16 protein-coding genes are annotated in these 13,948 nt (G+C 51.8%); 6 read left to right on the forward strand and 10 right to left on the reverse strand.

Translation table 11 applies throughout. The annotated features are described in order from the left end of the window. From ACR1XY_RS23275 to ACR1XY_RS23285, 3 genes are all read left to right on the forward strand, one after another. The coding region (locus tag ACR1XY_RS23275) for a hypothetical protein (protein WP_480597004.1) at positions 1 to 193 on the forward strand (193 nt) is incomplete at its 5' end. A 205-nt stretch (positions 194 to 398) separates the two neighbouring features. Then, positions 399 to 605 (forward strand): cold-shock protein, encoded by a 207-nt coding sequence (locus tag ACR1XY_RS23280; RefSeq protein ID WP_170430361.1) that lies wholly within the window; start codon positions 399 to 401, stop codon positions 603 to 605. Positions 606 to 677: 72 nt separating this feature from the next. Then, positions 678 to 1,691, forward strand: a complete 1,014-nt coding sequence (locus ACR1XY_RS23285) for a fatty acid desaturase (RefSeq protein WP_480597006.1) — start codon at positions 678 to 680, stop codon at positions 1,689 to 1,691. Here ACR1XY_RS23285 and ACR1XY_RS23290 read toward each other — a convergent pair. The 10 genes from ACR1XY_RS23290 to ACR1XY_RS23335 all read right to left on the reverse strand — a co-directional run bounded on the left by ACR1XY_RS23290 (position 1,683) and on the right by ACR1XY_RS23335 (position 11,686). After that, positions 1,683 to 1,931, reverse strand: coding sequence for a ParB N-terminal domain-containing protein (locus ACR1XY_RS23290; protein ID WP_480597008.1), 249 nt, complete (start codon positions 1,929 to 1,931; stop codon positions 1,683 to 1,685). The genes ACR1XY_RS23285 and ACR1XY_RS23290 overlap by 9 nt on opposite strands. Positions 1,932 to 1,978: 47 nt before the next feature. After that, positions 1,979 to 2,695, reverse strand: a complete 717-nt coding sequence (locus tag ACR1XY_RS23295) for a hypothetical protein (RefSeq protein WP_480597010.1) — start codon at positions 2,693 to 2,695, stop codon at positions 1,979 to 1,981. A 1,717-nt stretch (positions 2,696 to 4,412) separates the two neighbouring features. Beyond that, complete coding sequence (locus ACR1XY_RS23300; RefSeq protein WP_170499198.1) at positions 4,413 to 5,045, reverse strand: tyrosine-type recombinase/integrase; 633 nt, start codon at positions 5,043 to 5,045, stop codon at positions 4,413 to 4,415. A gap of 570 nt (positions 5,046 to 5,615) precedes the next feature. Further along, the gene (locus tag ACR1XY_RS23305) at positions 5,616 to 6,188 is read right to left on the reverse strand and encodes a hypothetical protein (RefSeq protein WP_170499200.1); all 573 of its coding nucleotides are present in this window, start codon (positions 6,186 to 6,188) and stop codon (positions 5,616 to 5,618) included. A 379-nt stretch (positions 6,189 to 6,567) separates the two neighbouring features. Beyond that, positions 6,568 to 7,689: an alanine/ornithine racemase family PLP-dependent enzyme gene (locus tag ACR1XY_RS23310; RefSeq protein ID WP_170499202.1), complete on the reverse strand. Its 1,122-nt coding sequence runs from the start codon at positions 7,687 to 7,689 to the stop codon at positions 6,568 to 6,570. After that, on the reverse strand, positions 7,686 to 8,885 hold the full coding sequence (locus tag ACR1XY_RS23315; protein WP_480597012.1) for an N-acetyltransferase DgcN family protein: 1,200 nt from the start codon (positions 8,883 to 8,885) through the stop codon (positions 7,686 to 7,688). The genes ACR1XY_RS23310 and ACR1XY_RS23315 overlap by 4 nt, the downstream gene beginning before the upstream one ends. A 92-nt stretch (positions 8,886 to 8,977) precedes the next feature. After that, the gene (locus tag ACR1XY_RS23320) at positions 8,978 to 9,832 is read right to left on the reverse strand and encodes a hypothetical protein (protein ID WP_170499206.1); all 855 of its coding nucleotides are present in this window, start codon (positions 9,830 to 9,832) and stop codon (positions 8,978 to 8,980) included. After that, complete coding sequence (locus ACR1XY_RS23325) at positions 9,822 to 10,175, reverse strand: hypothetical protein (protein WP_010442293.1); 354 nt, start codon at positions 10,173 to 10,175, stop codon at positions 9,822 to 9,824. Before ACR1XY_RS23325 ends, ACR1XY_RS23320 begins: the two co-directional genes overlap by 11 nt. Positions 10,176 to 10,178: 3 nt before the next feature. Further along, positions 10,179 to 10,460 (reverse strand): hypothetical protein, encoded by a 282-nt coding sequence (locus ACR1XY_RS23330; RefSeq protein ID WP_480547650.1) that lies wholly within the window; start codon positions 10,458 to 10,460, stop codon positions 10,179 to 10,181. 473 nt (positions 10,461 to 10,933) lie between these two features. Next, positions 10,934 to 11,686, reverse strand: a complete 753-nt coding sequence (locus ACR1XY_RS23335) for a Crp/Fnr family transcriptional regulator (RefSeq protein WP_480597014.1) — start codon at positions 11,684 to 11,686, stop codon at positions 10,934 to 10,936. Between the two features lie 135 nt (positions 11,687 to 11,821). Here ACR1XY_RS23335 and ACR1XY_RS23340 point away from each other — a divergent pair, with 135 nt between their 5' ends. The 3 genes from ACR1XY_RS23340 to ACR1XY_RS23350 all read left to right on the forward strand — a co-directional run. Then, positions 11,822 to 12,055 carry a hypothetical protein gene (locus ACR1XY_RS23340; protein ID WP_480597017.1) on the forward strand — a complete coding sequence of 78 codons (234 nt, stop codon included), beginning with the start codon at positions 11,822 to 11,824 and terminating at the stop codon, positions 12,053 to 12,055. A gap of 688 nt (positions 12,056 to 12,743) precedes the next feature. Next, complete coding sequence (locus tag ACR1XY_RS23345; RefSeq protein ID WP_480597019.1) at positions 12,744 to 13,559, forward strand: class I SAM-dependent methyltransferase; 816 nt, start codon at positions 12,744 to 12,746, stop codon at positions 13,557 to 13,559. 108 nt (positions 13,560 to 13,667) lie between these two features. Continuing rightward, positions 13,668 to 13,948 (forward strand): hypothetical protein (locus tag ACR1XY_RS23350; RefSeq protein ID WP_480597021.1); only part of this gene is annotated, 281 nt, incomplete at its 3' end.

Genomic DNA, 13,948 nt, shown 5'->3' on the forward strand with positions numbered 1-13,948 from the left:
AACAGGCCGGACAGACGAAGGTACTGACGAAAAATGCCGCAAAATCACGAGTAAACGCTTGCAATGCAGGAGCCACCCACAGATGCCGTTCCTGAGCAATCAATTTGCTGCATACGCACTCGGCAGGCTTTATCAGAAGCCGACCTCTAAATTCCGAACCACAGAGCAATGGTTCTGCTTATCCTTGTCCTAACTTGGGCTAGGCGGACTCAGATATTCTGTGGTCCTCCATTGTGTCAAGGCTTGTATCGTGCGTACCCGAAGTCCATATGTACAAGGCTTACGTTTTTCTTTTTCGACCTGCTGTCTCCTCAATTCGGCGTTCAGTCTTTCGATTCAGACCGACCACGCCGAGTCGCCGCAATGATGCGGGCGGCAAGTATTTGGAGACTTCTACCATGGCAAATGGCACAGTAAAATGGTTCAACTCGACTAAAGGTTTTGGCTTTATCGAACCTGAAGATGGTAAGCGCGATGTGTTCGTGCATATCTCAGCACTTGAACGTTCCGGCATCAGCGAATTGAAAGACGGCCAGAAGGTCACTTTTGACGTCGAAGCTGGCCGTGACGGACGCGACAGCGCCGCCAATCTGGCACTGGCCTGACCTTTTACGGGCACCCTTATGGGGTGCCCGTTTGCACAATGGGCTGCTAAAAGCCCTTGGAGAAAAAGTCAGTTGAAACAGCAGGAATTGACCCGGGCGCTCGCGCAATACCGTGTGCCCAATACGAAGCGTAGCGTTTTTGAACTGACAATCACTGTCATCCCCTTTTTCGCGCTATGGGGCGCAGCGTGGTTTGCGCTATCCCTTAGTATCTGGGTCACTGTTCTATTGGCCATCCTGGACGCCGCATTTCTGGTGCGTATCTTCATCATCATGCATGATTGTGGTCACGGATCTTTCTTTAGAAGCCGCACCGTTTGCAATTGGACCGGCCGGGTTCTGGGTGTTCTCGCCCTGACACCCTATGACGTCTGGCGGCAAAGCCATGCGATTCACCATGCCTCAACCGGTAACCTTGATCGGCGTGGTATGGGTGACATTCCTACATTGACCATTGAGGAATACCTGAAACGGAATTGGTTCGGGCGTGCCGCTTACAGGTTAATCCGGAACCCCTTCTTCCTGTTCTGTATCATACCGGTCTACACGTTCTTTTTTCAAAATCGCTTGCCCTTTGGTTTCATGCGGTCAGGCTGGCTGTATTGGGCAAGTGCAATGGGAACAAACGCCGCGATTGCGGTGGTCCTGGCTCTGATTTTTTGGACCGGAGGCCTGGATGTACTGGTTTTTGTATTCCTTCCAACCATGATCGTCGCCGCATCGATTGGTATTTGGCTATTTTATATTCAACACCAGTTTGAACACACGACTTGGGAGCGGGAAGAAGTGTGGAATCTTCAGAACGCCGCATTCTATGGAAGTTCTCACTACGCCCTGCCAGGCATCCTGCGGTGGTTCTCTGCCAATATCGGTGTGCACCATGTTCACCACCTTGCCAGCCGCATACCGTTTTACCGGCTAAACGAAGTTTTGCGTGACCATTCCGAGTTAGAAAATTGCCAGCGTATTACTCTATATGAGAGCTTTCATTGTGCACGATTGCATCTTTGGGATGAAAAAAGTCAACGTCTGCTGACATTTTCCGAGGCTTTGTCGAACACCAATCCCAATAGGCATTTAGTGTAGCCTGGCGTGTACCAGATAGGCTTCGACCGTATCACCGCCCAGGGCGCGAATGGCCTCTAATCGGTGAAGGCCTTCTATCAGCACGAACCTCTTGTTGTCCGAGCGTATCTGGATCGGGGTCTTCTGGCCGTTTTTCAGGATATCTTCGGCCAGCGTCAGAACTTTTTGTTGATCAAGCGTTTTCGCCCGTTTCACAGGCACATAGATCAGGTCGAGCGGATATGGTCTTTTCTCCAACATAATCTAAGTGAGCAACCTCTCGTGCATTTGTTCCGGTTCGAAGTTCGCTACAAAAGCTGGGGCTGGAACGTATGTCGTAGAACCGAACGAACAGCGTCGCGCAGTTCCTGATGCATGATCCAGGTTGCTGGCTCATCTTCACTTTCGATGTGAGAAAATGCCAGGACCTGAGCGGCGCCATCATTCTGTACCGATCCGGCGTCGGGTAGATCTAGTTCCAGGTATTCTGCGATCAACAGTCCGATTTTCGTGAAAACCTTGATGGACGCCTCGCGCGATTTGTAACCGGCCGCCTGAGACAAGTGACCAATGGTCAGACCGTCCTTGCCTGCGATTGTAAGTGCTTTGAGCAATGTGACCTGCGCGGGGGTGAGCCTGATCTGGCGCAATGCCTCGGCATATTCTCTTTCACTGGGAACGAGGGTGCCGGAGTTTCCTTCCAAACGGCGTTGACCGCTACGCTTCCTGTCTCGTTCTTCGAGAATTTCTTTTAAGGCTTCAATGGCCAATACTGGTGTTTCTCCAACTGCATCGGCAATCATTGCCTGCGTTTTAGCCGGCGGCTTGGGAAATGCCCGTGCAACACTATTGCCGCTCAGAACGCCAGCCTTAATCAAGTACTTTCCAAATTCTTCCTCAATCACTCCTGATACGTCAGCGTTCCGCGACTTACGAACACTGCGGTCCTGAAACGCTCTTTGTTCCAAACCATGAGCTGACATCTTTGAACCGGGAAGGGTTACTTGAGGGGCATTTTTACGCATCAGAGAAACACCACTACAATTATCGCCGCAACGCACACTGCTGACGCAATAGATATCTTAATCCCATAGGACCGGCGACGCGCCTTTTCGGCTTTGAGACTTTTACCCAGGTTTTCGTCAATCGAGTTATGGTTCACGGCTTGGTCCTTCCGGATATTTCAGGCGGTATTGGTTTCCATTAACCTATTGTCGCGGCACAGTTTCGGTGCACTTGTCATTCTGTCGTGTGTACGGCCGATTGCATTCCCAACCGTCACCTCTCCGATTCAAGTGAGCATTTGAAGGGACAAGGATCGCAACGCACCTGTCCTGGTTTGAGCGAAAGCCACGTTCACATTTCCATCCAGAGTAGGTTTCAGGTGCAAGGTATGCATGCTGTGGAATTGCCACCGGTTCGCAACCGCTCTCCGTTTCTCTGAAACCTCTGAGGCACACCCAACCATCCGCGCTGTTTTTGTCAGTCAGGCGGCCGTTGCTGGGGACACTAATCGCAACACAATCCTGGTCTTCCCTACGAAATCCCCAGTCACAGTGTACTTCCTGTGCGCCAAACCGGGTTTCGGCGTACCCATTTTGAGGCGCAATCAATTCTTCGCATTTTTCTCCGACTTGTCGGAAGAGCCGATTGCACTCCCATCGATCTCCGGTCGATGCAAGATATGCGTTTTTAGGAACTGCTATTTCCTCACAAAGATCTCCAACACGCTGGAATCCATGGTTGCATTCCCAAACTGGACCATAGGAACTGCCGGTCAGATGCGCATTTTCAGGTGCGTTTGCTCTTTGACACGATCCGTTTTTGTTTTCGAAACCTTCCTCACAAACCATTCTGTCGGCATTGCCTGTGACTTGGGCAGGAAGCTGCGTCCCTGTGAGCAACAACAAGAGTGTCGGGATCAAACAAAAAACGCGGTTCGAAAACACGATGAATGACAGATTGAAGCGAAGCCTGGGGCCTGATCTATCGGGCATCAAGCACGCTAATTATTAGCCATGTGTTGTTCATACGGCGCCTTCTTTCATGAGTCACTCGACGACTGGGATTTGTCAGGTGACAGTTGTGTATGCTTGCGAAGAACTAGCTCATCACGAAGACCCCAGCGAAACCCGTTCCTTTGCTGGGGTACATGCTACAGTTAGTCTGAAGGCCATTGGATTATCGAAACCGGCAGCATCGCGGCGACGAGTAATTTTCACCAATGCACTTTTTGTGGTCCTTAGCCAGCATAGAGTCAAGGAAGTTTCCCTCGTCGCAACGCTAGCACCACTAGGGCAGATAGTTTTTGGAACTGCTGGTGACCAAGATTCCTGGTGAACTACCGAAAGAAATTGTCTGGTATTAGTTTTTCGTTGTATCGATTTGGGGCCAGACTAGCAGCGGGTGGCAGTTTAAGTCCGCGTTTCAATTGTCGGGCCTGAGTGCGGCGAAAGAGGAGTATGTGATCAAGGCTTCCTCGTAACTAGGAATGACTGGCCGGAGGACATTGGCTGCAACGCGGGGATGTTCGCGCCGCTTCTGCACAAGTACTCGCGGCGCGATCAAATGACCGCTCGGTCCCGCACTCTGTAAATTGCGCCTGTGCCGAGAAATCTGTGCTGCGAGCGCACGCAACAAGATTTTGACACTTCCGCTCAGGGTTCGCTGCGTCCCACCCCTGCGTAAAAGAACTAGAACTGCTATGGATTGGCGACCGACAGCGCCGCTCGCCAAACTGTTTCAGATATCTATACGCTCTGCAATTCTTAGCGCGTCTTCCAATTCAACGCCCAAGTATCGCACGGTGCTATCGACTTTTGTGTGCCCAAGCAGAAGTTGGACCGCGCGGAGATTTCCTGTCTTGTGGTAGATCTCAGCTACTTTGGTTCGGCGAAGCGAATGCGTGCCATATCCGCTCGGTTCCAATCCGATTGCGGTCACCCAGTCTCGAACCAGCCTGCCAAACTGGCCCGTCGAGATGTGTGGTCGATCATGGAATCGGCTTGGAAACATGAACCGGCTAGCAAACATTTCCAGCGATTTTACCCATACCAATACAGTTTCTCGCGTGTTTTCCGTCAGTTCGAATTGAACAGATCGCTTGGTTTTGCTCTGGATCACCGAAACACGTTCACGGACGCGATCGTCTTTGACAAGATCGGTCACAGCGAGTTTGACCAGATCGCAACCGCGCAGCTTGCTATCGATCGCGACGTTGAACATTGAGAGGACACGCAGATTTCCATCAAGTTCGAGCCGTGCACGGATCGCCCAGACCTGTTTTGGGAGTAGCGGTCGTTTCTGACCGATGATCCGCCCCGTGTTCCAAGCTCTGGGTTTTGGGGTGACTGCAGGTAGCTGGACTCTTTGCATATTTTGCACTCCGATCCAGCCTCCGCACCCAAGCAACAGCACCGCGCTGACCACCGTATAGTACAAGCGGCGTGAATGCCTGCTGGCCGATTTTGAATACTGGCATGGTCTCAGCGTGTGCATTCGGCGGCTTGAGCCCGTATCGCTACACAGAAAAACGGTTCGAATCCAAACCGCGCATGCGCTTCGTCTTCAGCACCGATTACCGATCGGGTTCCACGTTAAAAGGCCCGGGTCAGCGGGCTGGGTCAGCACCAATAAGATAAAATGAGATTTGATCAGAAAAGCTGGTAAGACCGTCGTCAGGTTATCAGCGACGCCGAGCTAGCCCGGGGCTTACCGATACGCCATTTCGCCACGCGTTCAACCCCTTGCAGCGTCGACAAATCCGCTCTCCAAACCCTTCGCTCCAGAATGGAGTTCTGCAACGAAGACATGGGCGTTCTTGCGGCACGTCATTGTGGGCGCGAGACATGATCGTATCTGCTTCGTTGTCGGGGTCTTCCATCAGTTCTTAGCCTCGATTTCTGTTTTGGTTTATACAGCGACTGGAAAAGAAAGTTCCGAGCCCTAAGCCTTGAGATTGAAGGAGCTGCCTGGTTCAGACTGTCCGATGGGACGGCCTGTAATCCGAGGGGTTTTATTAGGATGAACCGGCATTCCTTCGTTCTCAGCAGCTTGGACAGCGAAAGTATACCGAGAACCGTTTCCGCATCCTTGCGGTAGGGCTCGTTGATCTGATGATCTGTCGTCTGCCTCAGAGATGAGCGACTCGGAGTAGAGGTGCCGAAGTTGAGTCTCTGAAACGCCATCCGCTTCCATTATCAATTGCACCATGGGATCGGCCAAAAGCTGGTCGAGCAAGAACTGCGACAACTGCTTTGAAGACAATTTATCCTTTGCGCGGGCTCTCTCCAAATCAGTAAGAGAAACGGTCAAGGTACGCGCCAGACCGGGGTGAGATTTCCGCGGATGCAGACAGATTAGCACTGATGCTTTCCAGGCTTCTGGATCCGAATAATCTGGTGGTGCGGAAAGCTCAGTTTCTATGTCGTATTCGCCCGCCGGGAGTAATTCGTCAAAGCCAGGGAAAGTAAACGGCCTGGAAAAGACTGCGATTGTCTTGCTGATTATCTGGTTCATTTGGTTAATTCTCCTTTGCTGATACCGCTCGCTCGGAGATGCAGACAAGAACAAGCCACCCACTCCCGGCAGGGTATTATCAGTTTTGGGGTTTAGGCTTTGGTTTTTCGGGGACGGTGTCCTGCCCTTTCGACGTCACTTCTTTTTTTGACGCGTCCGCATCGTTTTCCTTCAGTGCGGCAGCCGCTCTGGTCGTCAGGTCTTTGAAAGACATCATTTTGATCCTTTGATTGTCCGCACCACCCACAAGCCCAGATGGGGTGTAAAAAGTGAATGCGGCTACATCCAATATAGGGATTGGGTGCCTCATTTACTACGTAAAGCCGTAGAATAAGACGGGTGGCTGAAGCAGAGCCGAGGCGGCGGCAACCCTGGCGCGCTACTTTCGCTTCGAATATGGGCGATCAGTGTTCGCTGCGGTGCAGTCAACCAATGCGCCATCACCATGGAAGACTTTTGCTACATCGGGTGCAGCCATGCCGCGCGAGAGCGCACTATAGTTCAATTTCAGTTTCATCTCGCCACCAGCGCGAAGCAGGCAATTGGTGGTTTCAACAACGATATGATCACTGGTGGCGCCGACGAACGTGACGCCAGTAGGGAAAATTAGACCCGCCGCATCGGTGTCCTGGAGTCCAATGGCAAGGATCGACCGAGTGTTCGAAGGACTGTCTAAAGTCACACACCGCATTGAAGGCATAGGATAAGTCATTTGCACGGGATTTGAATTTGCTTTGGTCTTCGTTTCGATCACTTCCGCCCAAAGCGTGAAAACATCTGTGTATAGCCCGTCGATCGTGTACCCCGAAATGGGGTCAGTACCCAGCAGGATGGCCTCACCCAGACGCAGGTTGTTGATCTTTCCGGTCGCCCCCTTGCCAAGCGCCCATGGCAAACTGGCTGAGCCGCCGCCTGACACTGTTTCCAGAGCGGGTCCATTTGCAAGTTCGGTGCCGACGGCAAGCGACGAAAGCAATTCCATTGCTCCTGCAGAGGGTGCCACATGACCCAGACAGGCAAAATTTGCACCAATCCCCTTCAGAGAAATCCCTTCCATTCTAAGAATTTGAGACACAGTGCTTTCAATGTGTTCAGGCAAGATGCCTTCCCGCATATCCCCCATTTCCACCATCAGGATAATATTGTGAGTAATGTTCTTTCCCAGCGCACTCACGGCCAGGCTTGCGATAATGTCCATCTCTGTGTTGAAGCTGACATTGCAGTTATCAACAACTTGCGCGACCTGGCTCAGCATGGGCGTTCGGATCAAGGATATGGAGCACGAGATCCCAGCATCGCGCATACGTATGATATTGCTGATCCGCGCGTCCGCCAGCCCTGTCGCGCCACCTTCAAGCATAGCATTCGCAATCTCAGGATGACCGCAAACGGCTTTTGTCACACCTGTCACCGTAATTCCGCGGGGTCTAAGGTGGTCGACCAGGAACCGTGTGTTGTACCGAATTTTGTCCAGATCAACGTCAATACGCAGCTTGCTCATTCAATCGTCGTAGCACGTACGGGTTGCAAGCGCGGAAAGGCAGATAGAACCATATTCACCAAGTTTTTTGGAGGACGGTTCAATGCGTCAGTGACCGGGAGATACAATTTGCGGTTATAGTCTGTGATGGCCTTTGAAATCTCAATATCATTCATTCCTTCATGGTTGATCGTCATGCCAATTACCTCTGTGTTCGCAAAAGCCTCGATCAGTGTGATTTCATTGCAAGGGTCGGGCATAGTCATGTTGGGGAAATCACATCGACGTTTTCGTTTAGGCGCGTGTTGAAGAATAACTGCATGTGGTTGACTGCCTCGCAGAATGAAGGCTGATGTGCAAAAGGCCGGATGGCTTAGCGCGCCCTGGCCCTCGATCACTATGACATCGGGGCGCTCACCTTCAGATGCTGCAACAACAGCACGCTCAAGTTCGCCACAACAAAATTGCGGCGGCACCGAATCCATCGCAACGCCATACTTGGCGCCCTGCATCAAACCTGTCTGGCCGGTGCCAACTAAAACTGTTTTGATCCCATGCGTGTTAAGTGCGTTTGTCAGGATTGTCGCGGTCGTACGCTTTCCAATTGCACAATCGGTGCCGAACACCGCGATGCGGATCGCCTGGACGTCTCCAATACTGCCATCTAACAGGCGCAGGTCGGGATTTGGCCGCGGCTTGCGAATGTCGCGTATCGTGACATCGTGAATTTTGGCAAATCCAGCGAGCTCCTTGTCATCGCTAAGAAATTCATGCAGCCCACTGACGATGTTCATTCCGAGCGTTATCGCATCCACAACAACTTCGCGATCCTCAAGGGACATTCTGCCGCTGGCCGGCGCCATTCCGTAAATAAAAGTGTCGGGGATCGTAGCTTCATTAGCGACGGCGGCATCAAGATCATCGAAGATGGGAACCTGATTTGCGATATTATCAAGCACTTTGCCACTGTCACAACCGCCATACGTGCTGTCGATCACCGAAAGAACGCGATAGGCCTGTGAATGTCGAACGAGACCATTAGCCGTCTTGCCATCGATCTTTGCGAAGTTTCCTTCGCAATACACAATTGCAGTCGGTGTATCTGTCACGAGTGTCTTGCGGTGAAGCTCTGGAAAAACTGCTTGTTCCGGCGCCAGCTTTTGCGCATCGCTGGCAATGAACTGCTTGGCATCCGACGCAATGGGTACGGGTTTCATATTTGTTCCTTTTTAGATTGTGAAACGCGCGTCCTTGGTAAGGACGGGCAAAAATTGTGAAGTTTGGGAAAGTGGGCTTTCTGTCTGAATTCTCACTGGTTCAGAACACACAGCCCTTCTGATCGATGATAGTTTTTGTGGCATTGCCACCCATTGCCGGATCGGTCGATATGGGCATTTGCCGGTAGCTCGATTGCATTGCAGCGATCACCGGACGCCTCGTAGCCACGTTCGCATTTCCATCCAACTCCATGGATCGCGTCATCGTAGAAAGCATTTTCAGGCACAAAGACGGCATCGCATCGTCCGTCGCGCTCAAAATACCCACGCTCGCACGTCCAGGGACGCCCGCTGGTTGATGCGTTCAGAAAAGCGTTTTCCGGCACCGCTACTGCCACGCATGCTTCTCCGTTTTTTTCGTAGCCACGGTTGCAACGCCATGCAGATCCATAAGTGCTATTCGTCAGGTAAGCATTATCCGGCACCACGATTTTCTGGCAGCTATCGTCTACTCTTGTGTATCCACGCAGGCACCGCCACCTCTCACCTGATGGATCGAGATATCCACCTTCAGGCACAATCACTTCAGTGCATGAGGTGCCGCCAACTTCAACAAAGCCGTGCATACATGCCCACCCTGAGCCGTAGGTTCTGTTTGTGGGGTATGCATTTCCCGGCACGACAATGGCCACGCATTCTTCGCCTTCCAACCGATAGGACAAATCGCATTCCCAACCGTCGCCATACTTATTGGGATGCGCGTTATCCGGGATCGAATTTGTTTCTGCCGATGCGGGACTTGATGAGATAAGGGAGCCCGTCAAGCAGCTGAAAACGCCAACAAACAGCGCCGTCATGAAGTGAGAGTAAAACCAGTGCTGATTTTTTCGATTTGTCCTGGTGCAAACGACGTTGTCCGAATGTTGAGTGATTGAGTTACGATCCATCCAGGTTCAGCCCCTCAATGCAGGCCTGTGCTAGATCTTTGTTGGGGGTTTGGGATCCCGGTACCGTTGCCCAGCCGGCTGCCATAACGGCATCCTTTCGCTTGAAAGAAGTAGCTTCTTTGATCGTCGTTATTTTTTCGGCGCGTTGGGTGTCAGTTCTCGCCATGTCGACGCAGATCGGAACCAACGCAGCGATTACATTGTCGCGGGACATGGCGTTGGCCATCTTGTCCGCGTTACTGCCGGTCATCCATCCACCCCAAGAAAATCCAACGACGCCTACGAAAACCCCTCCGATCAGGGCGCCGTAGATTCCGGGTTTAAGCCATTCGGGCGTGTTCATAATCTATTCCTCCTGCGGGGAAAGCGCCGCATCGCTGTCATTGTTAGATGTGGCCAAGGTTTGGTCTTGCTTGAGCGCCAGTTCAAAATCTTCTGGGTCAATTGGGCGCATTTCCGTGCGGCCTGGCTTGCTGCCTTTGCCCTGAACTGTCAGGTAGGTTCCGGTTCTGCGATATGCTTCGAAACTCAGGCCCTGTAGTAGTTCTTCAACAACAACTACTTCATACTCGCCTGCAGGAAGTTCATCCGGGTAGCCGGACAAAGAGAACGGATTTGAAAACGTCACCAAAGAACTGGACGATCTCGTGCTCACCTTGGTCCTCCATATAGTTTGTTGGATCTTCCCCGCGCAGTCTGCCGCGGTACACGCTCGTAAGCGCTGCGGTAGTACTGGCGTTGTAATTTAGAATAATGTGCAAATGGCAGACGCGCGCTGATCGATGTTAGTCTGCGGCCAATGACCTGAGATTTTATTGGAATCTCAAATGCATTTGGTGCCCGAGGATCAGGTACTGCCAAAAATTGACTAACCTGCGTCAGTGCAACGATGTTTGGATTCCGGCAACGTGATGTGTGTTGGCGGGATATTTGCTGGCGTGTTCTTAACGAGTATTTGAGAAGCGCAGGAAATCCAGTACCGCAATCGGACTGTATTTATCTTGCGCTTCTTTTTCGGTGAAATCCAAAATCTGCCGAAGCGAATGGCGTCTCTAACCAGGCAACTATCATCAAAATCCCGGCATCGCTGAAGGGGTGAACCTATTGCTTCAACAGTGGCCCGGCCTGATCCAGATAAGTGGGGTCAAAACCGGCCAACGTCACCAGTCCGTCATAATCATCAAATACCACTTGCCCGGATTGAAAAGTAACCAACCCCTTCTCCCGCAGTTGCCGTAGGACACGATTAACATGCACGGCACTCAGTCCCAGCGCATCGGCAAGGTGGTATTGTGTCAGGGGGCAAGTGTATCCCGTCTTGTTTGCCATCCCGACCTGAGTCAGCCTCACACCAAGTTCCAAAAGAAAATGCGCCATGCGCTCACCCGCATCTCGCCGTCCTATGTTGACCAGGTGCTCAACCACCATCGCTTCATCTCGAGATACCGCCCAAAGAATTGCTGTCGCCAGCCGGGGCGTCTGCGCAAATGCTTCCAGGAGATCATCCACTACTACTTCAATGGCTTGGATTTCCATGATTGGTTCTATGCTGTGATCCGAGGTGTGCAGCAGAACGCTTCGCAAGCCCAGAAAGTCACCCGGTATTTGGAAATCGACGATCTGACGCGACCCGTCAGTCTGGGTTTTGTAGGAACAAACCCAGCCCGAGGCCAGAATGTAGGCAGCCTGCTCTGATTGCCCTTGATGCACAAGGTCACGTCCGGCTTCAAAGGTTCTGCGACGCTTGTGCAGGCGTGCCAATACCGCAAGTTCAACCTCAGTCAGAGCGACGAAGTTTGAAAGCTTTCGGGTGAGTGGACTGTTTTTGATAGTGCGCAAGTGTTCTTCCTTCATCGATGAGCAGCCTGCGAAACTATCCGACGCCAAGACTGCTTTCGATCAGTTAAGTATACAGCAATCTATGCCAGTATGGTGCAATTCATCGTGGCGCTTCCATGCTTGGACGCCTGTTAGAAAAGGACGTCTACCATGGCTAACCGGCAAGACCATTCAGGAATGGCCGCACTCTCAATTTGTGAAGCGCTTTTGCTTGCAATTAAAGATCGTGAGCTTCTGCCCGAACATGAAATTGTGGGAGTTCTGCATGACGCAGCTGCTGTCCACGAAACAGCGGTCGGCAATAACGATGAAAAGGACATGCACCAGGCCGCCGCTGTTCTGATAAACAAGATCATTGCTTCCGGCTATCGCGTTCGGCAGTAACGTTAATTTCCTGTCAGAAAAACAAGATTACGCTCGTCAAAAAAGCATAACAACAAATAGAAGCACTATTGGTGCTTCGTTCCCGATCAATTCAAACACGAAGCAAGAACCAAAGATCCAATCTCTGCAATATCTCAACTTAATGAAAAATTCCACGACCGCGAATTACTCCCTCTTCCCCGCCACCTGCATGAGCCACAACGAGAATTTGCTTACTGGCTGAAGGCCCGCATGGCCTGTCCTGCTGCACTGCCTGCGACAACGCAAACGTTGGCTTTGTTCGGCGTCTAAGTTGCTGATCCTATGTGCCTCGAAACTACAGTTTGATAGTATCGCATCATCATAGCTTTGAATGACCGGTCTGGCGACAACAGCTGCATCGCAGCGATGAATGTGCTGCGACAGCAAATCAATGCTGCGTCAGCAATCGCACAAGTCCGGTTTGTCCGCAGACTGTCTGTTCAAGAACCTGCGGATCACGCACCTGCAGCGAAAGTCCGGTCAGCCGGGTCCTTTCAAACCGTCCACCGAAACGGGGCAAGACGACAGAGCAGACATTGAGGTGACTTCAAGCAACGACTGCTTCGAGCCCGGTTAATTGTATTTGGGCAATGCAGACTTCGTGAACCAATAGCTCCATTGAACGCAAAGTGATATTCTTAGATGTGTTGGAACAGGGAAGGCTAGCATGGAACACGTAGAGTATTCGTCAGGTCAGTATCCAATTCAGCATCGCAAAGGCGAGGTAGAGCGCCTGAAAGCCCAAGACACTGCTTTGTCGGAATCGACAATAAGGCTGCTTAAATCCATTGGTGTGGCCTCGGGTTGGAAATGTCTAGACCTAGCCTGCGGCCCCGAAGGTATTACACATTATCTCCTTGAACTCGTTGGCTCCAGCGGTCACGTCACAGGACTTGATGGTGACGAAGAATTTCTCGCGATAGCGCGCGCCGACGCGCCCGATAATTGCGAGTTCATTTTGGGCGACGCGTATGCAACCGGTCTTCCGGACAAAACATTCGATCTGGTGCATATCCGATTTTTGGCAAGCACTGCAGGGAGTCCAGAGAAGCTTGTTGGCGAGGCAGTTCGACTGGTAGCACCCGGAGGCGTCGTGGCCATACAAGAAGCAGATTTTCACACGCTTATGTGCTATCCAGAACATCCGGCTTGGCGCGAACTGGCAGACATATTTGTCGCGTGCTTTCCTGATGGCGGCGGCGATCCCATCGCACATCGGCTATATCGGCTTCTGATGCGCGCCGGTCTGGAGGATGTTTGTTACAATCCGGTCCTCATTGGTACGCGTGCGCAGGATGCTTGGCGGGACTACATGCCATCAACCGTCGAGTCGATGAAAAAAAGGATTATTGATGATTTGGGTGTGCCAAGGGCTCATCTGGAAAAGTTGATCGCTGACGTCAGAGAGCATTTATCTCACCCAGAAACTGTATGGACATTCAATAGCGTGATTCAAACATGGGGTCGGATGCCAAGCACATAATATTTAACCAAACGGCAGCTTTGTCCTGCGTCTAGGTGGTCACAACCGACCGCAGCGAATGGGCAGTTTGAAATGCGGCAGGACTAACATCAGTGAACGACCGGATTGGTGAAATCTGCTGCGCCGCCGAACTTACCGCGCCGCAAGGGCGAGGGCTTTCTGCGCAAGCACTGGCTGCATCGGCAAAAGGCAGGTCAGTCCCGCGACCCGGTCATTGCTGAGGTGGAAATGCTGCGCTCTGCACGAATGGCGCAATACGAAAGCTGCGCTGCAGCGGTGAGGGGCACGATGAATGACTTCTGTGGGTGGCTCCTGCATTGCAAGCGTTTACTCGTGATTTTGCGGCATTTTTCGTCAGTACCTTCGTCTGTCCGGCCTGTTTGTGTGGC

The organism is Ruegeria sp. AD11(2025) (genome assembly GCF_056542405.1).

Coding starts and splice junctions, on each gene's coding strand:
- ACR1XY_RS23280 (WP_170430361.1), top strand. CDS start 399: ATGGCAAATGGCACAGTAAAATGGTTCAACTCGACTAAAGGTTTTGGC.
- ACR1XY_RS23290 (WP_480597008.1), bottom strand. CDS start 1,931: ATGTTGGAGAAAAGACCATATCCGCTCGACCTGATCTATGTGCCTGTG.
- ACR1XY_RS23295 (WP_480597010.1), bottom strand. CDS start 2,695: ATGCGTAAAAATGCCCCTCAAGTAACCCTTCCCGGTTCAAAGATGTCA.
- ACR1XY_RS23300 (WP_170499198.1), bottom strand. CDS start 5,045: ATGCAAAGAGTCCAGCTACCTGCAGTCACCCCAAAACCCAGAGCTTGG.
- ACR1XY_RS23305 (WP_170499200.1), bottom strand. CDS start 6,188: ATGAACCAGATAATCAGCAAGACAATCGCAGTCTTTTCCAGGCCGTTT.
- ACR1XY_RS23310 (WP_170499202.1), bottom strand. CDS start 7,689: ATGAGCAAGCTGCGTATTGACGTTGATCTGGACAAAATTCGGTACAAC.
- ACR1XY_RS23315 (WP_480597012.1), bottom strand. CDS start 8,885: ATGAAACCCGTACCCATTGCGTCGGATGCCAAGCAGTTCATTGCCAGC.
- ACR1XY_RS23320 (WP_170499206.1), bottom strand. CDS start 9,832: ATGGATCGTAACTCAATCACTCAACATTCGGACAACGTCGTTTGCACC.
- ACR1XY_RS23325 (WP_010442293.1), bottom strand. CDS start 10,175: ATGAACACGCCCGAATGGCTTAAACCCGGAATCTACGGCGCCCTGATC.
- ACR1XY_RS23335 (WP_480597014.1), bottom strand. CDS start 11,686: ATGAAGGAAGAACACTTGCGCACTATCAAAAACAGTCCACTCACCCGA.
- ACR1XY_RS23340 (WP_480597017.1), top strand. CDS start 11,822: ATGGCTAACCGGCAAGACCATTCAGGAATGGCCGCACTCTCAATTTGT.
- ACR1XY_RS23345 (WP_480597019.1), top strand. CDS start 12,744: ATGGAACACGTAGAGTATTCGTCAGGTCAGTATCCAATTCAGCATCGC.